This is a genomic window from Bradyrhizobium sp. CCGUVB23, assembly GCF_024199885.1.
In the GTDB taxonomy this organism is placed as follows: Bacteria; Pseudomonadota; Alphaproteobacteria; order Rhizobiales; family Xanthobacteraceae; genus Bradyrhizobium.
Map to the genome: position 1 here is coordinate 19,053 of NZ_JANADQ010000003.1, position 25,867 is coordinate 44,919.

General features: G+C 60.6%; 13 protein-coding genes and 4 pseudogenes. 5 read left to right on the forward strand and 12 right to left on the reverse strand.

All coding sequences use genetic code 11. The features are described from left to right. Together NLN62_RS51230 and NLN62_RS51235 are read left to right on the forward strand one after the other, a co-directional pair. Nucleotides 1–6,258: an AAA domain-containing protein gene (locus NLN62_RS51230; RefSeq protein ID WP_254114284.1), complete on the forward strand. Its 6,258-nt coding sequence runs from the start codon at nt 1–3 to the stop codon at nt 6,256–6,258. Beyond that, nucleotides 6,255–7,607, forward strand: a complete 1,353-nt coding sequence (locus tag NLN62_RS51235; protein ID WP_254114285.1) for a hypothetical protein — start codon at nt 6,255–6,257, stop codon at nt 7,605–7,607. Before NLN62_RS51230 ends, NLN62_RS51235 begins: the two co-directional genes overlap by 4 nt. A 144-nt stretch (nt 7,608–7,751) precedes the next feature. Here NLN62_RS51235 and NLN62_RS51240 read toward each other — a convergent pair whose 3' ends face one another. From NLN62_RS51240 to NLN62_RS51260, 5 genes and pseudogenes are all read right to left on the reverse strand, one after another. Then, nucleotides 7,752–9,092, reverse strand: coding sequence for a type II toxin-antitoxin system HipA family toxin (locus tag NLN62_RS51240; protein WP_254114286.1), 1,341 nt, complete (start codon nt 9,090–9,092; stop codon nt 7,752–7,754). Beyond that, on the reverse strand, nt 9,076–9,435 hold the full coding sequence (locus NLN62_RS51245; protein WP_254114287.1) for a helix-turn-helix domain-containing protein: 360 nt from the start codon (nt 9,433–9,435) through the stop codon (nt 9,076–9,078). Before NLN62_RS51245 ends, NLN62_RS51240 begins: the two co-directional genes overlap by 17 nt. 334 nt (nt 9,436–9,769) lie before the next feature. Next, complete coding sequence (locus tag NLN62_RS51250; protein ID WP_254114288.1) at nt 9,770–11,872, reverse strand: metallophosphoesterase; 2,103 nt, start codon at nt 11,870–11,872, stop codon at nt 9,770–9,772. 194 nt (nt 11,873–12,066) lie between these two features. Next, complete coding sequence (locus NLN62_RS51255; RefSeq protein ID WP_254114391.1) at nt 12,067–12,411, reverse strand: hypothetical protein; 345 nt, start codon at nt 12,409–12,411, stop codon at nt 12,067–12,069. A 188-nt stretch (nt 12,412–12,599) separates the two neighbouring features. Next, a pseudogene (locus NLN62_RS51260) lies at nt 12,600–12,701 on the reverse strand (ATP-binding protein); the annotation flags it as partial. A gap of 511 nt (nt 12,702–13,212) precedes the next feature. Here NLN62_RS51260 and NLN62_RS51265 point away from each other — a divergent pair. After that, nucleotides 13,213–15,315 (forward strand): recombinase family protein, encoded by a 2,103-nt coding sequence (locus tag NLN62_RS51265; RefSeq protein ID WP_254114289.1) that lies wholly within the window; start codon nt 13,213–13,215, stop codon nt 15,313–15,315. A gap of 15 nt (nt 15,316–15,330) precedes the next feature. Here the strand turns inward: NLN62_RS51265 and istB are convergent. The 7 genes and pseudogenes from istB to NLN62_RS51300 all read right to left on the reverse strand — a co-directional run. After that, a pseudogene (gene istB, locus NLN62_RS51270) lies at nt 15,331–15,957 on the reverse strand (IS21-like element helper ATPase IstB); the annotation flags it as partial. Beyond that, nucleotides 15,854–17,456 (reverse strand): annotated as a pseudogene (gene istA / locus NLN62_RS51275) (IS21 family transposase). The pseudogenes istA and istB, both read right to left, overlap by 104 nt. A gap of 92 nt (nt 17,457–17,548) precedes the next feature. Continuing rightward, nucleotides 17,549–19,756: an AAA family ATPase gene (locus tag NLN62_RS51280; protein WP_254114291.1), complete on the reverse strand. Its 2,208-nt coding sequence runs from the start codon at nt 19,754–19,756 to the stop codon at nt 17,549–17,551. A 692-nt stretch (nt 19,757–20,448) separates the two neighbouring features. After that, a complete protein-coding gene (gene repC / locus NLN62_RS51285) occupies nt 20,449–21,681 on the reverse strand; it encodes a plasmid replication protein RepC (RefSeq protein WP_254114292.1) in 1,233 nt (410 codons plus the stop codon). Nucleotides 21,682–21,837: 156 nt separating this feature from the next. After that, nucleotides 21,838–22,836 carry a plasmid partitioning protein RepB gene (gene repB / locus NLN62_RS51290; protein WP_254114293.1) on the reverse strand — a complete coding sequence of 333 codons (999 nt, stop codon included), beginning with the start codon at nt 22,834–22,836 and terminating at the stop codon, nt 21,838–21,840. A gap of 79 nt (nt 22,837–22,915) precedes the next feature. Then, complete coding sequence (gene repA, locus NLN62_RS51295) at nt 22,916–24,109, reverse strand: plasmid partitioning protein RepA (RefSeq protein ID WP_254114294.1); 1,194 nt, start codon at nt 24,107–24,109, stop codon at nt 22,916–22,918. Between the two features lie 485 nt (nt 24,110–24,594). Further along, nucleotides 24,595–24,783 (reverse strand): annotated as a pseudogene (locus NLN62_RS51300) (transposase); the annotation flags it as partial. 154 nt (nt 24,784–24,937) lie between these two features. Here NLN62_RS51300 and NLN62_RS51305 point away from each other — a divergent pair. Together NLN62_RS51305 and NLN62_RS51310 are read left to right on the forward strand one after the other, a co-directional pair. Continuing rightward, nucleotides 24,938–25,183, forward strand: coding sequence for a transposase family protein (locus NLN62_RS51305; RefSeq protein ID WP_254114295.1), 246 nt, complete (start codon nt 24,938–24,940; stop codon nt 25,181–25,183). Between the two features lie 59 nt (nt 25,184–25,242). Further along, nucleotides 25,243–25,668 carry a hypothetical protein gene (locus NLN62_RS51310; RefSeq protein WP_254114296.1) on the forward strand — a complete coding sequence of 142 codons (426 nt, stop codon included), beginning with the start codon at nt 25,243–25,245 and terminating at the stop codon, nt 25,666–25,668. The last annotated feature ends 199 nt before the right edge of the window (nt 25,669–25,867 follow it).

Here is a 25,867-nt window from a genome sequence, read left to right on the forward strand (position 1 = left end):
ATGATTAGACTTTGCCCGAACTGCCAAACCGAGCGTCCCGTCACCGAGTTCTTTTGCGAAGGCACGGTCGACGGTCACAATTGCGGATGGGACCTGTCATCGATCGACCCCACGCCACCTGGCACGTCGCAACCTGGGCCTGTCCCTCCGGGACCGACGCCATCCAATCCGACCTGCCGCAACGGGCACGTCAATTCGCCGGGCGACCTCATCTGCAGCACCTGCGGGGAAATTCTCGACGAACCTGCACCACCCGTACCGCTGCCCGAACCAGATCCCGAGCCGTCGCCGGTCGAGACCATCATCGACGGCTGGCGTCTTCTCGACAGGATCAAGTCGTCGAGTACCGTTCGCGAACGATACACTGCCGTGCAGGACACCAGCGGACGTCGCGGGGTGCTTACGCTATTTGCGGCCGCATCGGAGCCGGACGGAGCGATCTACGATCTGCTGCGAAGACTTCCGCGCGACCACGTCGCCGAAATAATCGCCACCGGTCGATGGTGCGAGCGCGCTTATGAAGTCGTCGAGGAATTTCCGGGCGGCACTATCGCGGATCTGTCGCTGGACGCGGGCGATCGGACGGCATTGGAGAGGTTCATCGGCGAACTGGCCCGAGCCGTACATTCGCTGACCGAGGCAGGCCTGCGCCACAGAGACCTTCGTCCTTCCACCATCTTCGTCCGCTCCCGGGATCCACTCGACCTCGCTATCGGCAGCTTCGGCTCCGCACGACTTTCGGAATTCGATCTCGATATCGCCTCTCCGCTTGAGACGACGCGCTACATGGCGCCTGAAGCGATTGCAGGCGGCGTAGCGGCGGCTTCTGACTGGTGGAGCCTGGGGATGATCCTGCTGGAGCGGATCACCGCAGGAGCCTGCTTCGAAGGCATCAACGAGCAAGCTTTCCTGATCCATGTGCTGACCAACGGCGTGCCGCTGCCGGAGAATCTGGATCCTACCATGGACCTGCTTCTTCGAGGCCTTCTCGCAAGCGATCGCCGTCAGCGGTGGCAATGGAAGGAAGTTCAGGCCTGGCTGGCGGGCGAAGCAGTGTCTGCGCCTCCAGGGCAGAAAGCCGGCGAAGCCGAGGGTCGGGCATCCATCACACTCGGCGGCAAGCAGTACAGGTCGGCCGGTTCGTTCGCACTTGCCGCTGCAGAAGCATCCAACTGGGATGAGGCAAGAGGTCTTCTCCTGCGAGGAGCGGTGGCGACCTGGGCTACGGAGGCGGGCTTCGATGCCAAAGTGCCCGCGGCGCTGCGACAGTTCACAAGGGTCGAGGAACTGAACGAAGATCTGAGGCTATCGATTTCGTTGAAGACGCTGAACCCGTCGATGCCTTTGATCGTCCGGGGAAACATCGTTACCCCCGGCTGGCTGCTCGACCATCCCGACGACGGCTTCAGCCTCATCACGGGCCCGGCTCCAGATCTTCTTCGAAAAGTCGATGCGGACGATCTGCTTTGGCGGCTGAAACTGCGCGCCGAGACCGTGCGGAAGCGCTTGGAACAACTCGATATCGACGTCGAGGAAGACCTGCTTCGCGTGCATCTCCTCTCGACGTCGATGGCCCGTTTGTCGGCTCTGTGGGAGGAGAAGCGGAGGCTGCTTCCCGACACCGACCATGCCGGCATCGTTTCGCTGGTGGAGCGGCGACAGTCGGCTGAAGAGGATCTGATAATTCTCCTCAGCGCATCGCCGAGCCAATTCCGCTCGGTGGAGGAGGTAATCGAAGAGGCGGCCAAGCAGGCTTCATCGGCAGGCTTGAGCGCCTTTTCGAAGGAGGAGGCTGCGGCGCGACTTGCGCGGCCTCGTCGTGAAATCTACCAGGCCGTCGACGAGCGTATACAAAACTTCGCCAGGTGCGATATCGCGACGGTCGACGAATGGGCCGACGAATTTCGTCTCGATCGACGCATGCCGATCGGTCGGGCGCTCGCACTTCTCTCGGTTCCGAAAGACGCGTGGAAGCCGCTTGCCAAGCAAGGCTACGTTTCGACCATTCTTGATTTTTTCGCGAAAAGGATATCAGGCGGCGTACTGCGCGGACCGCTGACGCGGATGCTCATCGGCAAGACCGCGCGGATAGATCTTACCGAGTTAAATACGCCGCGACTGCCGGGTTCAGAGATTCTCAGTCTTCTTTTGGCTAGAGCCGGCCGAGCAGTGAACGTCGATCCTGCCGCATTTTCGGAGAACGAGGGGCTGGAGCGAAGACTGCGGTCTCTCCATTCGCATGCACTGCTCTACAAGCGAGATACCGGGATCGACGGTCTATACATGGGATTTCCGTTCCTGCTCATGCGAGACGGGAAGCCGAACACGAAGCCGAGGATCGCGCCCGTCCTGCTCTGGCCGGTTAGCGTGTCGCCCGAGGTTGGAAACCGCGGTCACGTCACAATCGGGTACGGACGCGAAAAGAACGCCGAGACGGAAGCCGAACACGTCGTCGTCAACCCAGCCCTCGAAGGCATGGTGGGAATTCCCGAAGCAAGACGATGGCAGGAAGCCGCGGACGAGCTCCTTACCCGTGGCAGTCTCACGACTCAGGATGTCATGGACGCGTTCAGCCAGCTCGCCACGCCGATAGGAAGCGAGTTGACGCCCCTTCCCGGGAAAGACGTCAAGGTCGGCTCGCACGAACGACAAATCGTGCCGGCAGCCGTGCTGTTCCATCTCGCCTTTATGGGGCAGGCGGTCATGAAGGACCTCCAGCTCCTGAGAGGAATGCCGCCCACGGCGACCGCGCTCGAGGCAGCCCTCCGTCTTACGGATCAGAAGTCGGCGCCGCCGGCGCCGGCCCCGGTGCGGGAGATCGATCGCTACTTCACGGCCGACAGCGACCCCTCCCAGGAGGCGGCTGTGATCGAGGCTCGACAGGCACCAGGCCTCGTCATTGAGGGGCCGCCGGGGACGGGCAAAAGCCAAACCATCGTCAACATGGTGGCGGACGCGATCGGCAGAGGCAAATCGCTCCTTGTGATTTGCCAGAAGCAACCGGCAATCGACGTCGTCAGGAAGCGCCTCGAAAGAGAGCGGCTCGGTGACCGGTTCGTCATGATCACGGATGCGACGCGAGACCGCGAGGCTATCGTCGGCTCGATCCGTTCCCAGGTCGAAGCCCTGCATAGCCGTCCCGCGGGCGGCTCGCCCGCCTGGAAGCGCGATCGCGAACGATTGGCGGCTCGCATCGACGTGCTCGAAGCGGAACTCGATCGCCAACAGGCCGCCTTGCACGAAGTCGAAAATCGGACGGGTTTGACCTATCGCTCGCTGCTCGGTGAACTCCTGGCCATCGAGGAAAACGAGCCGAAGCCGATCGATGCGCCGGCGCTTCGTTCGCTACTATCGGATTTGCATCCGTCAGACATCGCAACGGTCGAGGAGAATTGCGGACCGCTTGCGAGATATTGGCTTCCGGCCAAATTCGAGGGCAATCCCCTATCCTCTCTCAAGGTCTTCAGCCCGGACCGCGGAACGGCGGAGGAGTTCGGTACATCCCTTCGTGCCTTCTCGGACTTGGAGGCAGGACGCGAGAACGCGGAATCGGAGACCGCGGACTCGTTGAAGATTTCAGATTTTGATGCCTTCAGACAATGGCTTCGGACGGCCGAGAACCTTCGCTCGATCAGCGAGGGCCTTTGCGCCAATCTCGGACGCTGGCTTCCTATGTTTAGAAGTCCCGAGGGCGGCGGGTCCAAGGGCACGAATATGCTCGCCGGCCTCGTTTGGCTTGAGGAACGCCTCGCTTCGCTTGATCCATCGGCTCACCAGCAAGAGCAGGTTCGGAAACTGGTGGGTGTCCACGACAACGAGCTAAGATCCGCTTCGGAACTGGCGGCAGCGGTACTCCAGCCAGCGAAGGGATTGGCAATGATCAATCCCATGCGTTGGCTTCGAAAACGTCGTCTTCGCGCTCTCCTGACGACCATGGGTTTTGCCAACGACGACCGGGCCATATCGTCTTTCCATCGCGGGGCCGAACTGGAGTTGGTGCTCAGGCCGCTGAGGACGCAGTTGGCCGGATATCTAACCGCGCTTTTCGGCAAGGCTCCGGATCACGACGTTGCACCTGGCAAGCTCGCCGAGTTTTCCAGAAACCTGCATTCGATACTTGCGGTGGTCCACAACCTCGTGACCGTCATCGATGACTGCCCCAACCGGGGTGAGCTCGACCGGGCAGCCATGACCGGCAAGGTCGAAGGTATCGACTGGTTCTTCGGGCGGGCGGATCGTGCCCTCCGAAGGCAGGATGTCCGGCAGCAAAGCCATGCGGCTTTGGACGATCTCACCCGATATATCAACGAGAGTTGGATCGAATCACGACGCGCGACGATCGATGGCGGCCGGTCCAACGAGGCCGCCCTCGCTGAAATACTCCAGGCGTTACCGATGCTGGCGCCCTACCAAGAGTTCCGGCTCCGCTCCGTTCGTCTCGGCGACAAGGAACGCTCGATCTTCCGCACTCTTCGCTCGAAGGAAGCTGAACTCTCCTTGATCGGTACCGGCGATCTCGATTCTTGCATCCGTGCAACCATCGGACGGGAGGCGCGGCTGGCCTGGAAGAGCGCGATGGAAGCCGCCAATCCGGAAGTCCTCCTCGATAGCGGAGCGGTCGAAGCGAAGGTGACGTCGCTTGCCGAAGCCGACGCGCAGATCAGGGATTGCAACAGGGAGCTCTTGATCCACGGCATCGATGCCGGCCGCGTCCACCCGACGCGGGAGTGGGAACCTATCACTCGACTCCGCGGACCGAGGGCGTTGCGTCTTCGAGAGTTCATCGAGAAGGCCGCTCCGCTTGGTCTTTTCGCGCTGCGACCGGTTTGGTTGATGACTCCCGACATCGCGAGCCGCGTGCTGCAGGCCCGTCCGGGCACGTTCGATACCGTCATTTTCGACGAAGCCTCCCAGATGCCGGTGGAATACGCGTTGCCATCGCTATTCCGAAGCAAGATCGTGATCGTGAGCGGCGACGAGAAGCAGATGCCGCCGACGACATTCTTCGCGAGCAAGGTCGAGAACGACGAAGCAGCGATCTTCGATGGCGAGGAGCCGGAAGAGGAAGCGACCGAAGAGGAACGCGAAGCCTTCGCGGAGACGTGGAACCGGCGGGAGATCAAGGATTGTCCCGACCTGCTCCAACTTGCGCGCTCCGCCCTCCAAAGCCGAACCCTGCAGGTCCACTATCGGTCGAAGTACCGCGAGCTCATCTCGTTTTCGAACGCCTCGTTCTACGCGAACGGTCTCAGCGTGCCGGTTCGTCATCCCGACGAAACCATCCGGAGGCTCAAGCCGATCGAGGTTCTCCGCTCGGACGGCATCTACAAGAGCCAGACCAATCCCAAGGAAGCCTCCGACGTGGTGGAGTATCTCAGCAGCCTCTGGGAGGACGCTTCGCCGCCGTCGGTCGGTGTCGTGACTTTCAATCGCAAGCAGGCGGACGCGATCGAGGATGCGCTGGAAGATCGTGCGGAAAACGACGAGGCATTTCGCGATGCCTTGATGCGGGAACGCGAGCGCGTCGAAGCCGGCGAGGATATGGGCTTCTTCGTCAAGAACGTGGAGAACGTTCAGGGCGACGAACGCGACATCATCGTGTTCTCGACCACTTTCGGACGCAATGAGCATGGCGTCTTCCGCAAGAGCTTCGGTGCACTCGGTCATGCCGGCGGCGAGCGGCGCTTGAACGTGGCCGTGACCAGGGCAAGGGAAAAGGTCGTCATCGTCACGTCCATGCCGGTATCCGAGATTTCCGATCTCCTGACACGGCGCAGCGGACCGCGTGTACCTCGTGACTATCTGCAGGGTTACCTCGAATACGCGCGTACCGTTTCGGAGGGATCGGCAGACTCCGGCAGGACCTTGCTCGAACGCCTCGTGACGGAAAAGAGCGCGGATCACGAATATGAAAGCCATGTAGAGGATGGCTTCACGAAGTCCGTCGAGAAATTCCTGGAGACCAATGGATGGAAGCCGGCCAAGGCGCGCGACGGCGGCGCGTTCAGTCTCGATTTCGCGATCACCGATCCTCGCACGGGTCTATATGCGCTGGGCGTAGAGTGCGACGCTCCGCGGCATTTGCTGCTCCAGAGAGCGCGAGCGCGCGAGGTCTGGCGTCCAAAAGTTTTGAATGGAGCGGTCCCGTTCATTCACCGGGTCTCATCCTACGCCTGGACCCATGCTGGGGACGAAGAACGTCAACGCCTCAAGGAAGCCGTCGAAAACGCTCTGCATAACGGAGGAGGATACCAATGAGTGGTCCGAAAGCCTTCCGGATAGTCACCCGAGCGGAAATCATCTCGATTTGCCGCCGCAGCTTGGCGCGCCTGGACGCGGCCATCGAATTTTGGACTTCGACCTGCAAACGCAATGGGACGATCGATCAGTCGGATGTCGACCGGGTCATCGCTCGACGCGACGAAATTCACCGGATGCTCGACGCGGACAGGTTCACGGACCTTCAAAAACAGGTCATAGCCGAGATCTCCTATTTGAACGCCGATGCCGAGCGACGCGCGGAAAAGGCGGCAGAATCTGAAGCTAAACGCAAGGGCGATCAGAGGCGTGCCAGATCCGCCGCCCAGGCACTCCTCGCGAAGTTCGAGGCCTCCAGCATCGAGATCCCGCTCGATCTTCGACGCGAGCTTACGACCTCGGCGGCGTCCGTAGAGAGCCTCAACAAGGCTGTAGGCAAGGGGCTGATGCTGCTTCAGCCGACCGACCGCTCCGAAGGCGTCACCGAGCGTCAGCGCGCGCTCGCCGACCGGCTCGGCGCCGGCGACCGTCGTATCACGCTCGAGGAGTGGACTTCCCAGCAGACCGGCGAAAGCGACGACCAGGCGCTTTTGAAGGTGGACAAGCTCCTCGGCGAACTAGCTGGCCTTGGGATCGATCCCAGTCCTTTTTCTGCCCGGATCGCGGCACTCGAGGCGGAGCCGCGCGCCCGGCAGGCTCTCGTTGCCGACAGTCTGCTCCTCGATCTCAGCGCTGCGATCAAGACCGGACGCGCGCGCGCGCGCCTCGAACGGGATCTTGCTGAGCGGCTTGCCGAACTGTCGGAGATGAAATCGGCCGAAGCGGCCGCGCTGCGCGTCGAGATCGAGCAAGCCATTGCGAAGGCCGGCAGCAATGACCAGGAACTGGTCAAACGCGCCGATTTCCTGATCGAGGCCGAAGTCCGCTCCATGGCTGCGGAGGAGCGGCGACGCGCCGTCTTGGAAGGGCTCGCGAGCCTCGGTTATGAGGTCTCCGAAGGGATGATGACGGCTTGGGTCTCGGGCGGCCGGATCGTTCTCCGAAAACCCGCCAATCCAGGGTACGGGGTCGAACTTTCTGGCGGATCGCAAGCGGACGTCATGCAGGTTAGAGCCGTCGGCATTGGAAATCCCGCCGATGCGCGAGACGCGGGCCGTGATCGGGACATGGAGACGATCTGGTGCGGCGAGTTCGAACGCCTGCAGTCGCTGGTCGCGAAAGCGGGAGGAAACGTCTCCATCGAAAGCGCCCGTCCGGTCGGGCAATATCCTCTCAAGGTGGTTGAGGACCTTGCGGCCCGTCCAGCGGATGTCGACGTTGCTGGGACACGACATCTTAGCCGGCAATAGATCTTCGATTGGTCGCCGCCGAGCGTCCCGCTTGCTGGCGCTGGTCAGCAGCAGCACCAGCATCGGCATGCCGATCATCATGCGGGGCCGGCCATGATGCTGGTCGGCATGACGCTGCTGGTGCTGCTGCTGGACTAGAAAAAATCAGCGCTTCATGCCGCCGGGCCCGGGATCGCCCTCTTCGGACTTGTGACCGGCAATCATGGTTGGGCGGATTTCCCGCGTCAGGCCCAGACTTTTCCAGCGCGTCGTCAGCCGGTCGGCAAAATCGGCCGGCATCGGCAGGTTCGGCAACATGCCGGGCCATACGTCAAAGATCTTCTCGACGGTGTGCCGCACCTCGCGCTTCACAGCGGGAAATTCGATGCCCGTATACTTCGCCAAGCGCTCGAAGCTTTTGAGGTCGACGAGCTTCGGATCCTTGCTGCCTGCGAATTCCAGGGCCATCTCGTCGTCGCCGAGATAGAACATCGGAACGATGTCGTAGGCGGGCGACAAGACTGCGTTGACCTCGTCCGGGAAGCTGAACGACCAGTTCTTGAGGTGACTGTCGGAGTTGCCGATCATCACATCGTTTACGATCCGCCGTACCGCCTGCAACGCCTGGCCGCGTCCCGGGACGAACCTGGTCACCAACCTCGCCAGCATCGTCTGGTTGGCGTCGTACTTCAGGTCGTGGACGACCCCGACGACCTGGGCGAAGTCCTCCATGTGGATACGCGTCCCGCCCGGACCGCGGTCGAACCGCGTGACCACAAGGCAATGTTCGCCGCCCACCAGATATTTCGGATCGACGTCGTGGACTTCGCGGTTGGGCACCAGACGAATTTCGGCGGTCTCGACCCCGGCGGCGCGCGCAAGCGTCATCGCCGCGAACTCGCCTTCAGGCAGCAGGGGATACTTCTCGCTCGGCGTCTTGAGAATGACGTCGCCCGCAGCGTCCTCCATCGGCAGCGTGATCGCGCCTCTGTTGTTCAGCTTCATTGAGAATTTCAACTGGACGCCCGCCAGCGAAAACCTGATCTTGCCGGCGGTCGTGTCTTGCTGCATCCGGACGGGCGGAGGTGGCTCCCCACCGGTCTCCGGCACGGCCAGCACTGCTCCCGGCAGATCGTGCCCCAGTCGACGTAGAACATCGAAGCTGTCGAATGCGCCGACGCCGAACTCCTTCTGAATGAGCTCCAGCAGCGCGCCTTCCGGCAGCAGATTTTCGAAGAAGACCGGCGCCTGCCCGGCATTGCTGATCTTGTCGCCGCGGTTCAACAGCCGCGCCTTCGTCCCCTTCGGGCCGTCTTCCGCCAAGTCCGCGCTTTTCCAAGCGAGACTGCAGACGGGACGCCCTGGGCCGAGCGCGATGTAGGACTGGTCGACGACGAAGGTCATGGCGCCCTCCGGATCGCGGTGGAGCGCGCCCACCCGCGTCCGGCGGTCCGACGTCGGCCTCAGGTATATGCCGAGCGTCGCCGGCTTATTTAGGACCCGCATGAGACGGCTCCTCCTCGTCGGCGTCCACGCTGTCGTCGACGAACACTTCATCGTAGACCGACGGCATAGGGCTGCCTGCCGTCGGCGACGCCGTCGGCTGCCCGATCATTTTCATGACCTCCTCGAGACGCTCGGTCGGCACGTAAACCAGCGACATGCCCAACGTCTCGCCAGCGTCGGTCAGCATGTCGATCGAGCTGTTGGCCGAACCCGTTTCCATTTCGCTGAGCCTTGCCGGATTCCGGCCGGTGCGCTGAGCGAAGTCCTGCAGGCGCCATTTGCGTTCGCGACGTGCAGTGTTCAGTTGCGAGCCCAGACGCTTTCTGACAGAATCTTTCGACATACCGAAAACCTCAATATTTCTTTCTATATATCGAAAGACACAATGAGTGTCAATCATATTTCGCTAAAGAGAAAATACAGCCATATTTTTCAATATACCGAAAATATATGCTGGTAAAAAGGCCTCAAGAACCGGAACTGGGAACCGACCGGGGAGGTACGTCCAAGACGCCGATCGGGAGAAAACGCTCCGATACCCATCCTGCGAGACTTTGCCGCTCAGCGGCCTGTTTCCGCCGACGGGAAGGGCAGACCAACTGGCCGCCGGGAACATCGGAGACGGGGGAAACCTCCCCCGCCCCTTTGGCCGGCCGCGGTCACGTCCCCTGCCGAGATTAGCGCCCCTTGGGCGGCCCACCATTATAGCGCCAGGCGTCGCCGTTCATCGACTTTGCCGCGACTGACGAGCTCGGCGCATACGCGAAGGCATCGTTCGGATTTGACTGGACCGCATGCGCCTTGGCTGCGCCGGCTTCGTTCATGATGCTGCGCCGAAATGAGCGAACGGCCGACGCGATCTTCGCAATGATCCGATATTTCTGCACTTTGACAGCGGAGCGGGCAAACAGGTCACGGCCATCGCCCAGAAAATTTACGCGATCGGATCGACCCACGGCGAGCCCCTGATCTCCAACGGCCGACAAGTGCAGGCGATAGAAATATCCATAACCTTGGGACATGACGTCTCCCAGAGTCGACGACGGGGCGGAGATAACCTGGATGGCTCCCAGTTGGCCACGATAATCCACATGTCGATGACCGTGCAGCACCACGCATGGTTGGCCGGAAATCTGTTCGATTAACTTCCGGCTATCTTGCAGAACCATGAACCGCTCGAACAGTCGTTCTTTGAACACGCGACTTCGTAAATCGTCCGGGAGCGCGACATGATGGTGAATGCAAATGAGCCTGCGCCATCCCCGGTACAACGCCATCAAGCTGATCAACTTGTCCATTTGGGGCTTTGACACTGCCCCAAATGCATTCTCAACGATCGTCGAGCCGATGACGTTGCTATCCAGAATGTAGATACATGTCTTGAATGCGGGCAGCGGAATGACCATCGGGAATGCTCCCTGCCAAATCTCGTTCGGCGATAGCCCCTTCTCATTGTGACGCGCCCGTTCGGAGAAGGCGATAAGATCTGGCATATGGCTACGCAAGTAATCCGAAAGCGTGTCAATGCCACCGTCGCTGGCGAGAACCCACGCGATTCCACCTTGGACTCTGTCCATAGCCGAGAGCATGCGGCAAACACGGACATTTCTTCCGACCCGGTCCATCGTTTCGGTCGCCCAAATCCTCCTTGGATCGGTGATATTGAGATCGTGATTGCCAGGTAACAGGATGGTTTTCTTGCACGTCTCTCCTTTGATTCCCTCGAAAAACCTCTGCCACTCTAGGTTCGCGCCGCTGTCGGTTATGTCGCCGCTAACGAGAACGATGTCGACGGTGTCTGCAATTTCCTCCAGCTTTGCCGCAGCGGCCCGAAATGCCTCGTTCGGGCGAATCTGCGTTGCTCCAGCATCAGAACCTTGCAAGACATCGTCATCGTCGTTTGACGTCAGATGGAGGTCGGACAGATGCGCGACGGAGAGCAATGGCCCGTCGCCGGAACTCGGGGAAAGAGGCTCCAATCGGGCTCCCCGAACCTTCATCGCACCGACAAGACGATACGAATTGAGAGCTTCGGCTAACGCCTGCCAGATCAAGATTGCCGACCAGCCAAAGAGAACAAGGGGCAAGTACATCGCGCTCATTAGTAGCAGCGACTGTCGAGAGAAGAAATTCGGCTCCCTTTCCAGGTGAATGGTCGGCTCAGAGGTCTCGGTCGGAAAGCCCGGCGGAGCGATCCCCCAACGAGTCAGGCCTGTTGGCGCGCGATTTTTCTGACGTTTTTGCTCATCTTCAGGGGACGAAGGTAGATAGCGACGAGCGGCATCGGAAAGCGATTTTTGTTTCGGAACCGGGCGGTCCCAGTCCGGCCTAGCGTGGATGGGAGCATGCGTAGGGTTACGAAAAGCTTTGTCGTCGGGCCAGAACCGGTAACCCAAAAACATCAGGGCGATCGCGAACACGACGAAGGAAATGGTCGCGACTACACGAAATGTCAGCTCCTTCCTCGAAGCAAAATACGCTTCTCCGAATGTCGCGATGATGCGATCGATCAAACTATGCCGAAGGATGGTCCCGAACCAATATGGAATCCCGAGGAGGCCCCCTAAAATCAGATGCGAGCGGCGAAAGACCTGCCACGACGCTAGAACCAGAAGCGCGATCCACAAAAAGTCCATCCAAAACTCGGACCAGCTCTGATCAAGGAAAAGAAGCCGGAAATGAACAGGTGCGGACAGCCAATTGGAAAGGTAGTAGACATATACGCCGATGATCGCTGAACCGACTGCCGGCGTAAGAACCAGAACAAGTGCGATCAGCAACAGACGCACGGCGAATGAAGAGGAAGATCGGACGTTGGGACGGATTTCCCACGGAGGGTAGCGATCTCCGAAGGATCCTCCGTGTTCGCCGGCACTAGCGTCGGTCGACGGATTGTTTGAGGATTCCAAAGCGCCGGCCCCGTCGCGATTGCATCGACAAGCCGTCAATCTACCTGAAATCTGCTGTGAGCAAACTACTTGCCCGCCAAACTCGCGATCCGTTCGCAAAGCCGTTCGTTAAGCGATCGGACTGTCGCGTTGTAAGGCGACGTATAGTGCCCGTAGGCGTGGCCCTTCCCGACCTTTCGGTCCTTTTCGTTCAGCCCGGCGTTGCTCGTCTCTTGGATCGCTCGAGCCAGCATCCCCGCGTCCTGCTCCGACAGTTGCGATGCAGCGGACTTTTTGATCGAGGCCATCAGCCAATCGACCCTTTCCCTCATCACCTTGTCGCTGATGTCGACGTCCAACGCTGCCTCGTCGGCCGGAAAGTCCTTCCGTGCTTCTGAGCGCACGCCGTCGAACAACTTGTCGATCGACAAATTCGCGAAAATGCGCCGAAACGTTCCCTCGACGACATCTGAGTGTCAATCGGCATTGAACTGGGACCCCGCGGATCGGCATCCAAAAGGAACCCCTTTGATCGGCGCGTTCTGCTGGTAGCGCTCGTCTCGTCGGAGCTGGCCGGGATAGCGGAGACGAGACGAGCGCGGGTAGCTTGATCGTCGTCTCGGCTTTTGAATCGCCAGCTGTCATTGCCGGTTCCAACGATGTCGCAGTGATGGGTCAGCCGGTCGAGCAGCGCGGTGGTCATCTTGGCGTCACCGAACACTACAGAGTGCCCCTATTCTTGACCGGGTCGTATCTCACGTCACGATCACCGACCCGCATCATTTTCTGTTCGGGCACCGGCTTGAAGTGCTGAAGGAGCGGTCGGGACGTGGTCCCGCCTACGTTGTTGTCGCGCTGCCGGACGGACGACGGCGGGGAGTTCGGATCGCGTCGACGGACCTTGCCGAGACGTCGATCACTTCCTGCCCGAACGCGGCCGATCTGCCGCGCATCAGTGTGCGTACGCTGATCCCATTGATGCAACATTTGAGCGCGAGTCTGGGCCTTCTCAACGAGAAGGTGATTCGCGATGCCCCACCGACCGCTTCCAGGTCACGTTGCGTATCGACCCCTGCCGGCGTTAGCAAATCCCTCCGGCCATCCGACAGCCGACATTCCGCGCCTTTGGCCGAATCTGTCGACCGCGACGCAAACGCAGATTGCTCAAACAATCGCCGCGCTGATGCGGCGAATGCAAGCGATCCCCGGCACGCCCGGAAGGGGACTGGGTCGTGCTGATCAGATCGAACATCGCTGACGAGCGGCTCACGACCGCACACCGAGCCAAGTTGGCCTACGTCTACGTGCGGCAGTCATCCGTGAACCAGGTGCGCCAACATCAGGAGAGCACCGAGCTGCAGTACCGCCTTGTCGATCGTGCCATCGGTCTGGGCTGGCCGCCTGAGCGCGTCCAGGTGATTGACGAGGATCTGGGCAAATCCGGCGCTGGCGGCGTGGATCGCCATGGTTTCCAGAAGCTCATCGCCGAGATCGGCCTTGGCAACGCAGGTCTTGTGGTGAGTCTCGACGCTTCTCGCTTGGCCCGCAACAACCGGGACTGGCATCAGCTTCTCGAACTGTGCTCGGTATTCGGTGTGCTCATTGCGGATGGCGAGCGGCTTTACGATCCACGCGCCTACCACGACCGCTTGCTGTTGGGCTTGTCCGGCATCATGAGCGAGGCGGAGTTGCATCAACTTCGGATGCGCCTTCACCAAGGGGAGCGCCAGAAGGCGGCGCGGGGCGAACTGCGGCTACCTCTGCCAGCCGGGCTCGCCTACGATCGAGCAGGCATGATTATTCTCAATCCCGATGAGGAGGTGCAGGCTCGTCTGCATCTCGTGTTCGCCAAGTTCCGGGAACTGCAAAGCGCTCGCCGTGTGATGCGTTACTTGGACAGGAACGGATTGTTCTTGCCGGCTCGACCGCTGCTTGGACCGTCTCCACACGAGATCGTCTGGCGTGCGCCAGATAGTACACGCGTCCTTAATATCCTTCAGAATCCGGCCTATGCTGGCGCTTATGTTTATGGCCGCCGGCAAAAGGATCCGAGCCGATGCCGGCCGGGATCGCTGACGGGAACGGTCAAGGTGGCGATCGCGGATTGGGCGGTATGCCTCCACGCCGCTCACCCAGGCTATATCGGCTGGGAGGAGTTCATGGCCAACCAGGGGCGACTGGCGGATAACATCTGCCGCTTTGAGGCAGGACACTCGGGTGTACCGCGCAAGGGGGCAGCCCTGTTGCAGGGAATTGGGATTTGCGGTCGTTGTGGACGGCGCATGAGCATGCGCTACACGGGCCCGAATGCCGACTATCCGGTCTATTGCTGCCGCTCGGATCGGGACCAGCAAGGCAGTGCGATGTGCCAGGAAGTCCGGGCCTTGGCAGTTGACGCGCTGGTTGAGCGGGTGGTCCTCGATGCTCTGGTGCCGGATCAGATTGAGATCGCAATCGCAGCCGCGGGCCAACTGGAGCAGGAGAGCCGTCAGCTCGAGCGCCAGTGGGCGCTTCGCGTGGAGCGCGCCCGCTACGACGCCGAGCGCGCTCGGCGTCAATATGACGCCGTAGAGCCCGAGAACCGTCTTGTGGCGCGCTCACTCGAGCGGGCTTGGGAGGAGAGGCTGCGCGTCGTCGAGGCGGTCGAGCAGGAGCATGCGCGTTGGCGCGCGCAAGAGCCGCTTCTGATTGGCCCAGTGGAACGCGCAGGGCTACAAGCGCTCGCCGAGAACCTGCCGCGGATTTGGAACGCGGCGACCACGTCGGCAGCTGATCGCAAGCGCATTCTTCGATTTGTCATCCGCCAAGTCGTTCTTGATCAGAAGCGAGCCCAAGGTCAGGTGTGGCTCAAGATCGTCTGGCAGACCGGCGCAATCAGCGAGCATCACGTGCAACGCCGCGTTCACACCTACCGCGATTACATCGACATTGCTCGATTGCGTCAACGGATCGTCGAGTTGAACGCTGAACACAAAATGGATGGCGAGATCGCGGCAATACTCAATCAGGAAGGCTTCGTCGCGGCTCGAGGCTGCGACTTCAAAGGCGAGAATGTCTGGCTATTACGTACCCGCTGGGGCATTCCCACCGTTAAAATCAACGGCGTGGACAAGAATCCGATGCGCTGGCCCGACGGCAGCTTCTCGATTCAGGGCGCAGCGGCTGAGCTTGGGGTGACCCCGCAGACGGTGTTCGATTATCTCGCGCGGGGATTGCTGGCAGGTCGGCAGCTAACCAAAGGCCAGCCATGGCAGATCGAGCTCTCAGACGACCAAATCAGTCAGCTTCGTAATCGGGTACGACGCACCAAGCGTTCGAAGAAGGAGGCATCATGAAGTCATTGGCTCGCCGAAGACGCTCGGCCATTCGCCAAAGGCGAGATTGGTGGTCAAAATGACGGAGGCGCGCTCATAAAGCCGGCTGACGAGGTGGAAGAGAAGCTGGCCGCCCGACTGAGCGAAGGGAAGATATCCAAGTTCGTCCAGAACGATGAAGTCCATCCGGGTCAGATGCTCAGCAAGCCGCTCCTGCCGTCCGCTGCGGGTCTCGGCCTCGAGCCGGTTGACGAGGTCGACGACATTATAAAATCGTCCCCGGGCTCCGGATCGGATGCAGCTCCTGGCGATTGCGATCGCAAGATGGGTCTTGCCGGTCCCGGTACCGCCCACCAGCACGACGTTGCGTTGTTGGGCGATGAAGCCACCGCCGGCGAGGTCATTGACGAGCGTCTGGTTGATCGGCGTGCCGTCGAACTGGAAGTCGGCGATATCCTTGGCGAGCGGGAGCTTGGCGATCGTGAGCTGGTATTTGATCGATCGAGCTTGCTTCTCGTTGATCTCGGCGTTGAGCAGGTCGCCGACGATGCGCTGAGGTTCATGCTGTCGCTTGACGGCGGTCGCCATGATCTCGTCGAAGGCGGCCTTCATGCCGTAGAGCTTGAGTTCGCCCATGAGGTCGAAGATTTGGGTTCGTTCCATCAGCTGGTCCTCCTGAGGTTGTCGTAACGGGCACAATCGGCGATCGGCGCATGGCGGAGCGTCAGTGCGGCGGGCGTCATGATGTTGGCCGGTGGAGCGGGTTCGCGTTGCCGGGCCAGGATGTTGATCACGACATCGGCGGAATGGACGCCATGACCGAGGGCTTCGGCACAGGCGGCTTCTACCGCCGGCAGGCCGTCAGTCAGCACGGCGTTGAGGATGTCGACCATCTGCCGATTGCCATCGTCGGTGCTGGCGAGCCTGCGCCGGATCCGCTCGATCGCTGCCGGCAGCACCCAGTCCTTGAAGGGAGCGCCATTGCGCAAGGCGCCGGGTTTGCGAGCCAGCACCGGCACGTAGTGCCAGGGATCGTAGGTCGTCTCGCCGCGGCCAAAAGATCGCGGGTGCTCCGCGACGATGCATCCATCCTGACGGATCACGATGCGGCCGGCATAAGCTTGGACCTCGACCGGGCGCCCGACCGCGCTGGCTGCGACTGAGTATTTGTTGTTGTCGAAGCGCACCAGACAGGTCTTCGAGACCGACGCCGTCACCGCATGGAAGCCGTCGAAGCGGCCGGCATAGGGAACGAGCTTGGGACGCTCGGCTTCGAACACCTCCCAGACCGTCTGCTCGGCAAACTCCGGATGGCGATGCGCCTTGGCGTAGGCGATGCATTTATCGAGCAGCCAGGCGTTCAACTCGTCCAGCGTCTTGAACCGTAGCCGAGGGGTGAAAAAGCGCTCCCTGACCAACCCGACCTGGTTCTCGACCTGGCCCTTCTCCCAGCCCGAGGCTGGCGTGCAAGCCACCGGATCAACCAGGTAATGGCTACACATCTGCAGAAAGCGGCGATTGTAGAGGCGATCCTTGCCAACGAAGATGGTCTCTACCGCGGTCTTCATGTTGTCGTAGATGCCGCGGCTGCAGGTGCCCTTGAACAGCGCGAACGCCCGGTCGTGAGCGTCGAACACCATCTCCTGTGTCTCGCGCGGATAGGCCCGCACGAACAGCATGCGACTGTGGCAGAGCCGGACGTGGGCGACCTTCACCATCACCGTGGTGCCGCTCAAAAGCACCACCTCGTGGCTCCAGTCGAACTGATAGGCTTCGCCTGGCGCAAAGCTCAGCGGGACATAGGCTGATGCTGTCGAGGTGCCGCGCTCCCGGCTCCAGCGTCGCGCGTAGCGACGAACCGCGTCATAGCCGCCGTTATAGCCCAAGCCGCGAAGCTCTTCGAACAACCGGATCAGCGTCAGCCGTTCCCGTGCCGCCTTGCTCTCATTTGCCGCCAACAGCCGGTCAAGCTCGGAACTCCACAGCCCCATCTTCGGGAGCGGCTGCGTCTCCCGTTCGTATCGGAACTCCGTTGCTTGAGAACGAATAACCTTGCGGACCACCTTCCGCGACACGCCGAGTTCTCGGCAGATCGCCTTGATCGGACGACCATCAACAAAATAGGCGCGACGGATCTTGGCAATCGTCTCCACTACCTGCATCCCAACCTCGGCTTCCATGACTCAATGGAAGCCACTGTGGACCCTTGCCCCGGGGTCCCGATTGGATGCCGATTACCCCGAATACGGGGTCCTTATTCCATGCCGAAACACAGAAGTTCTTCCCTTTCGCGCCTGGCCTCGTTGAAATCCGCAACGATATCCGGACGCACCGCAAGTCTCTGTGCCTCCGACATTCCTGCTCTTTTTCGATTTGTTGCTTCGATGTGGTCATTTTGCCGCTTAGCCCGCTGCCGTTCAGCAAGTCCCTTGGGGCGATAGTCGCCCATCCGCAATCTGTCTCCAGCTCGCGGTTGGTTCACGGACGGCCCGTCCTCATCGACAAGAGGACTCGGCTTACCGGCGGCGAGGTCCTCGTACTGCTTTCGCGCGGAGGCCTCACGTTCGCTGGCTTCGCGCAGCTCGCGCTCCGCTTCGCTTCTTTGCCTTGCGACCGCCGCATAATCCCGAGCAGCTTGGTCCTTCCGGATCTTCTCGTTTTCCTGGCCGGCCAGTTTCGTGACAAGCTCGACCACATCGTCGTCAGAAAGGCGCGACAGTCGAAGATGGCACGCGAAAAGCTTCTCGATCTGCTCGTAAACGATTTCGTTCGTCGCATCGTCCTTCGTAATGCCGCCCGCTCCTTTGGCACGATCTTCGATCATCGTCTCGTAGCGAAGCGCGATGGCGTGGTTGAGGACGTTTTCGTCCACCAGCATCAGCACCTGCAATCTGCTGTTTATACTTTCATCGTCCAGAAGCAGCCGGACGTTCTCGATGACGCTCAGCATTTCCGGCGGCGAACAACGGTCCAAATCGTCGACGACGAGGAGAATCTTGTCCGGCCTGCGTTCCCGAGCCATTTTCGGCAGGATCACCAAGAGCTGTGCGAAGGCGATCCAGGTTGCGAGGACGAGCCAGTGAGTAATGTCCACCGCTGATGGAACCGAAGCGGCATCCTTCCAGGGTATACCGAACCATCGCGCGATCGTCGCAAGATCGAACGGGGCTCCGCGCGCGAGCCCGATCGCCCAGATGATCGCGACTACCGCAATGCAGACGATTGGTGCGATCGGATCGCGCCAAGACCACGACGGATCCCGATCCTTTGTCCAACCCTTGAGGAGAAAGCGAACGTCGTCACCGATCAGAGCAAGCATGCCCAGGTTTTCGTCACGGCCGACCAACCTGAGATTTCGGTGGAACAGCTGCTTTACCTTGCTGCTGGCTCCCATCCAGATTGCGGCAACATAGATAAGGGAGGAGAGGCCAACGGCAGAAGCAAGCAACGAGATCAATTGCAGCTTGGCCTGGATCGGTATGAGGGCAAGCGCGAGCAAGGCGAGCGAGGCCAATAGTGCGATGGACCCGTTTCTGTCGGCGGCAACTCGCAGAGCAAGTACCGAGCGCTCTATCGGACCGGCGGAAGCCGCCACGGCTGTCGCGAGGCTCTTGTAAAGGTAGACCCAGGATTCAGGGGGAGTTCGGTATTTCCAGTCGTTGTGAACAACGACCCTGTAACGCAGGTCCGGATAGGTTTCTTTCTTCGGCACAATCACGTTTTTTCGATATTGCGCTGGATCCTCCAGCAGCGGTTTCAGCAATCTCAGCAACGTCGTTTTGCCGCTTCCCCAGGTTCCGAACAGCGCGAAACTGAACTCGCCCTCCGACACACGATCGGATAGGCTTGTCCGGTCCTGGCACGACTTTTCTCGCGCAGCTTCGAAAATAACGCGAACAATCCCGAAACGTCGCCAGCCGACATCGAATATTTTGACATCTTCTCGCAACCCGAGGAACTTCGTATCCTGGCGACCATAACGCCTTTGGACGCCGATCACGGTTTGCATCAGATCTTTGACGCCCTTGATCGAATAGTCCTCCAGATAAATGGGGGCCAGCACATGCGACGCCGCGACCAAACAACCAACACTGCGCAGTCCAAGTGATGGCGGCGTATCGATGACGCAGGCATCGAACTGGTCCGACGCAATAGCGAGGTTCTCTTGCAGTGTCGTTATGGCGGCTGCAGTGCTGCGATCGAGATCAGTTAGCGAGCTATCGGCCGGTGCGAGCGTTAGGCCTTCGTCTTCGCGAGGCACGATTCGTATCCCCGGCTTGAACAAATCCGCGGCTAACGTTGAACCGGCGTAGTGCATCAACGTATCCGATGCATTGCTCTGCGCATCAACGTCGATCACGAGAACGCGGAAATTCGCTTCCGCCATGAACCAAGCCAAATGCACAGCAAGCGTCGTCTTCCCGACCCCGCCCTTTTGATTGTTGATGACAATGGTCTTCATCTCAAAATCCCGAATGGGTCTGGCGGCGCTGGGGTCATGTCCTCGTCCATCGTTTCCTGGAGGTGTTGGTTTGAACCAACAGCGATTGCGAATCCGATCAACGGAACGATCCCGAAATTCACCCGGCGAATCCCCTGCCAGAAGAGTCAGGTCAGTACATCGCCAACGTAAGGAACAAATTCCGGCAAGCGCGGCTGGGATCGTGCTCGTTGCTGGACCACTGCTGTCGACACCATCGCGAGCAGAGCTGTCCCCGGAGGAGCTCGCCCAAACGATTAACGCAGTATCACCCGTAGGCTGACCTTATTGGCCGGGAGCCCACTCGCCTTCTTAAGCATTGGCGCCTATTCAATTCGGCCAATTCGAGGGTTTCGCATGTATTGGATGAAAGTCGGTCTTGGGGCTTAACCGAGCTCGCATCCTCGGCCCCTCCGGTCGAGGCACGGCGCGCTCGCCCTCGCTCGTGCTCTCGCGCCATGCCCGCCCCCTTCACCCGTGACGCCTCCTCCTGTTGCGCAGCCTCCCGCCAGCGGACAACGCCCGGGTACGCAATCGCCGCACGACGATCTTGAGGGCGCCGGCGTTCTGCGCGGCGCCCTCCCCGCTGACGCCGCAGCCGAAGTCCCTCACCGCAGCTCAGACCACGACGCGGCGGCCCGAGCCGGTGGCCCAAAGCGACGCTTACCCATGCGTCAGGCCGTTCGTTTTTCCTGGAGCCGGGAGTTGATCTGCGCCATCAGGATGGGCCCGAGCGAGAATTCGCCTGCCTCAGCTTTTCGCGTCAGGCCGCGCAAATATCCGCCCGCAGAACGGATGGCGTCACCTCGCTGCAGGATGCAACCGACCACGATGGCAGCTTGGGTTTCGCCCATGACAGTCTGCGCCTCCTCCCAGGCGCTAGGACTAATTCCGAGCATGGATCGAACGATCGCCGCGGTCGCAAGAAAATCGCGCCAGTTTGAAATTCCACCCTTGGCGTAGTCGATGATGTCTGGGCATGCGCTCAAGACCATCCCCAAGGGATAGGATCCTTCCGCAAATCGTGATGGTTGAGGTTTTGGCTCCGCACCCGCCGCCTTGCCTTCCGGAAGGCTAGGTTCAAGATCAACAAGGGAGTCTGGTTTTGAATTCTGTAAGTGACGCTCAGTATGGGACTCACTGGCGCTCATATTTGCTGCTTTTACATGATTTTCCAACAAACTGAGGATGTCGTCCGCAAGCTGGGAAAGCTCGTCAGCGATCGCCTCAAGTTCTGCGCGTGTCGCGGTCCGCGGAATCGTCGCCACGATCGACCGGAACGCCTGGTGCACCTCTTGCCAGTCCGCAGGTCCCCGCCCTTCCCTGCGCGTCGGCACACCTTCCTCAATGCCCGTCGCAATCATCTTGGCGATGTCGCGCCGGCATAGCGTGACGCGCTCGCGCGCGAGTTTGAGTGCACGCGCCTCCGCCTCGATCTCGGCCGCCATTTTCTCGAACTTTTCAGAGCACACAACGAGTGGCGACAAGTCAAAACCAAAGGCGAGCTCTATTTCGCCGCCTTGGCCCTTCCGCGCGTAACGCTTGCCGTTTGGGCTATCACGCCGGATGAGGAGCCCAGCATCCACAAGCACGGCCAGGTGCCGGCGAAGGGTCGATGCCGGCATACCATGCGCCCGCAGCGACAGCTGGTGGTTCGACGGAAAGACGACCAGGTCGCCTTCGCCGGTGAGCGCCGTCTCCGGGTGGAACGTCAGGAGCGCGTTCAAAACTGAAAGCGAGCGCTCAGAGACGCCCAAGCGCGGCCGCGCCGTGCAGATGGCGTGAAAAATCTTCCATTTGTGCACGACCTTTTCGGGTGGCCGTGATGAGGCGACGACCTGCGTTGCCACATGGGCAAGCCTCAGCGATCGCCGCCCAAAGGGCGTCGTTGGGGTATGCGTGTTCATGGTTCTGCCCTCAGTTAGGGCAAAAGAAATCAGCTCGCCGAAAATGACGCCAAGAACTCTTGACAGTGATTCGCGGAAGTGTGATTCTCAGAGTGCCAACTTAGAGAAGGGGCTTCCGGAACGGCGACGTGACGGGGGCCTTTTTCTTTTGCTTGTCTAATCTCCGGTTTTCTTCGCCTGCCTGAAATCGTGATAAATCGACTCCAGGTTGTTCAAAATCCAAGCGCCAAGTTGCGGCCCGTCTTTGGCCGAGAGCGCGAGAGTGTAGGACTTTCCGCCGCCCCTGCCCGTGACCTTGACGGACTGATCGGGAGGCGACCAAGTCGTTGGCGTCGCGGCCTTCGGCCCGCCTCGCAGCTTGCGCTGGGATTGCAGGTGGCTCAGCAACGTGTTGAAGCGATCATCCGATTGCGCCTCGGCGAATTTCTCGCTGCTGATAAAGGCAACAGCCTTCGCGGCGCTCACCGGCGTCTGCACAATTTTCTTAAGCTCCTCCCAGCGATCGCGGCCGACCCCCTTTGCAGCGCCGATAGCCTCGAGCACGGTATCTGGAATTAACTCCGCAACAGAGAGCATGCGCGACAGCAAGGTGTCGTCGATTGCCAGCGCGTCCTTGATCGTGTCCTTGCCGTAGCCGAGATCGGACAGCCGCTTTGCAAAGCGAGACTTCTCTATGAAGGAAAGATTGGAACGGGCAGCATTCTCTTGTCCTTGGGCGACGATGGCCGTCGTGTCGTCCAACGCCTTGATGACAGACTTGACCTGCAGACCGAGCTCAAGCGTGGCTTTCAGCCGCCGGCGACCGAAGACGACGACATAACGGCCGGCCGATTTCGGATGCGGCCGCACAAGGATCGGGGTGTGCTGTCCGCGGGCTTTAATGGCATCCCGCAACTCCCTATACTCGTCATCATCCGTCTGAATTCGATCGGAGACCAGAGACTGGTCGACCAGCGCGGGGTCGAGGCTGACGATCGTTTCGCCTTCCATCATCCGTTGGGATGCTTCTGCGAGTTCATCCAAAGAGCGGCGCATCGCGCCGGATGCACCGCGCATCGCGTAATCGGCGCGAGCGGGCATAGCCCCAGCGGGAATCTCGGGACCCCGCTGAGCCGTATCGGCGCTCGAGAGGGTGCCTAGCAAATTCTTTCTCATGACCGGCCTCCCATTTCATGGCCTAGACGACTGATTCGCTTCGAAAACATCGTGTTCTGCACGGCTGTCAATTTCGTGCTCATCGCCGGCCCCAGGCGTTGTGAATGAGGCCGGCGATTTCGCTGTTCACCGCGTTCATGCTTTCGACGGCCCGCTCGTAAGTTGAGCGGATGAACTGCGCCTTCTCGACCTCGTAGAGCGATTGTTTGGTGATGCCGGCATCCGAGATAGCCGTGGATTTCAACATGTGATTGGACAACATGTTGCCCGCGAACATGGCCTGCATGAACCCAACCATCTGCGCCTGCGGCCCGTCGGTCGGCTCATAGCGCGTGACTAGGTAGCGGAACCACTTGAGTTTGACAGCCGCGCCGGCACCCTTGATCGATTGCAGGATGCCACCGAGCATCAGCAGAAACTGCGACATCGACAAGATGTCGAGCATCTGCGGATGAACTGTAATCAGGACCGAGGTCGACGCCATTAGCGCCGTGAGCGTGAGATAGCCAAGCTGCGGCGGGCAATCGATCACGACTACATCGTACCGGTCGTCGACTTCCTTCAAGGCCGAGGAGATGCGCGTGAAGAATGTTCGCCCTTCGCTCGAGCCGCGATCCGCCGCCGCCAGGGGCGTTTCGTACTCGTATTCCTGTAGTTCGAGGTTTGCGGCCACGATATCCAGCCCAGGAAAGTTCGTGCGGCGGATCGTTTCCGAGATCGACTTGCGCTCGGAATCGTAGCGCAGTGCCTCGTACAGCGACGGGTTCTTGTCGAGCTCCGGCTGGATCCCGTGCAGCGCCGAAAGAGAAGCCTGGGGGTCTAGGTCGATTACGAGAACTCGATGACCGGTTAGCGCCAAATATTGCGCGAGATGGGCGGCCGTCGTCGTCTTGCCCGAGCCGCCCTTGAAATTGACGACCGAGATGACCTGCATCGACTCCCCCGCCCGGCGATGCGGTACGTAGCGTTTGACGTCGGCCCGCCCGTTCTTGTCTAGGAACTGGCGAAGCTCCATCATCTGCTCCGCCGTATAGGTCCTCCGTCCCGACGGCGTGGTCGCGGGTTCGGGCCCCTTGCCTTCCAGATGGATTTTCTTGATGTGGCTGGCGGTAACGCCCAGAAACTCGGCCACCTCCGACAGCGAGAACCCGCGAAGCCCCTTCGTAGCATCAGGCGGGAATTGCTCGAATCGCAGTATGTTCAGCTTGTCGGAGACTTGCTCCCCTTGCTGAAGGATGGTCGCATCAAAATCGATCTCTACGTTCGCATCCATCAGAGCTATCCAAAAAACGCTTTTCCAGCGCAAATCACCCTCGAAGTGTGAATAATGCCCGATTCTTTCGATCCGGCAAGGAGTTTTCCGTTAACGAAAGGTTGCCGCTTCGAATCGTGGCCGGATCGACGGGCCCGCTGGCTGGTATGACACGGGTGGACGTGATCGCTTCCGATGACTGGGGAAAGAAGCCCACTAGGGAATGGCCCTAAGCGCCCGGATGTCGGGGGCGGAGAGCTGCGAGGTTAGGCGAGAGCGGTACTATTCTCCCGTATCGTCCCTGTTCCCCGAAGCGGAAATCGTATCGCGCGCAGGAAACTAGGTAAAGACGACCTTAACTCACTGACTTATAGAGGCTATTCGGCCTTCTGCACGGCTGTCAATTTCAAGGTTTTGCTGCCCCCTAGCGCGCACTTGTTCTGGCTCTCGACGCGGATGTCCTCCAGGTAGCTTTCTGGTTGGCGCATTTCGACACGAAATCCCGCTCATGCGGCCCTTGCGAGGTTAGCGAGCTTCACGAGGTTGTGGGCGGTGCAGATCATCGCCCATTCGGCACGCACGTTTGCCAGGCCCCGCAACAGGAACTGGCGGAAGCCGCGGGCCTGCTTGATCTGTCCGAACATCGCCTCCACGATCTGCTTTCTTAGCCGGTAGGGGGTGTCGAAGCCGGCGCGAAGGCAAGGGAAAGGCCGAGCCGGTCTTTCTAGCGATGCCCGGCAGACTGCAGGCCGCCGCGCTGCTCGACATTGTCGAGATCGATCACACCAAGGTCGACCTGACCGTCGTCGAACTGACGAGTCGAAGCCGATCGGCAGGCCGACCTTGACCTTGGCGGTCGACGTCGCCACGCGCGTGGTCCTGGGTTTCCATCTTTCGCTCGAGCCGCCGTCGCTGACCTCCGTGGCGCTGTGCCTGACCCACGCGGCGATGGACAAGACCGCCTGGCCTGCGCCGCGTGGCATTGGCGCGGAATGGTCGGCGCAGGGGATTCCGCTCGCAATTCACGTCGACAACGGCGCCGAATTCCACGCCTCGGCCTTTGAGCGGGCCTGCCCGAACACGGCATCAATCTGATCTACCAAACACCCGCGACGCCGCGGGTTGGCGGGCATGTCGAGCGGCTGATCGGCACGATGATGGGCGCCGTCCGCCTCATTCCCGGCTCGCATTTCTCGAATGTGATCGAGAGCGGAGACCTTGATGCTGAGGCCGAAACGACAATGACGCTCGCCGAGCTGGAGGTTTGGCTCGCCCTCGAAATCGTCGGCGTCTATCACGCGTGCGTCCATCGGGCGCTGGCGGCGCCGCCGAACGCGGTCTGGGTGGCCCAGATCGACGCGGTCAGCCTACGCCGGCCGGTCGATCCACGCCAATTCCTGATCGACTTCCTGCCGACCGAGCGCCGCGTGCTGCAGCGCGAGAGCGTCTTTGGCGCCCGCGGCCGGCTGAGGGCGAGCGGCTCGCCGCCCTTTACGGCGGTCGGCGCCTTGCTCGCCCATTGCGGCCTGGCCGGGGCTGCCCCTATGCCCTCGAGCGGAGCCTCGGGGCAGAGGAGGTGATGAGCAACATGCGCGCGTCGCCTGAGTTGGCGCGTCGACCGAGCCTGAATTCGTAAGCGGCGAGGGCGCGGCGTCAGAGACAGGCTGACCCAGTGGGCGGCCTCTTTCGATTTCCGCCCTTACCTGGAAGTTGTCTCACCCTGAGACATAAAACCTTGGCATATGTTGTGCAGATCAATGAGAGCCGGGATTTTGCATC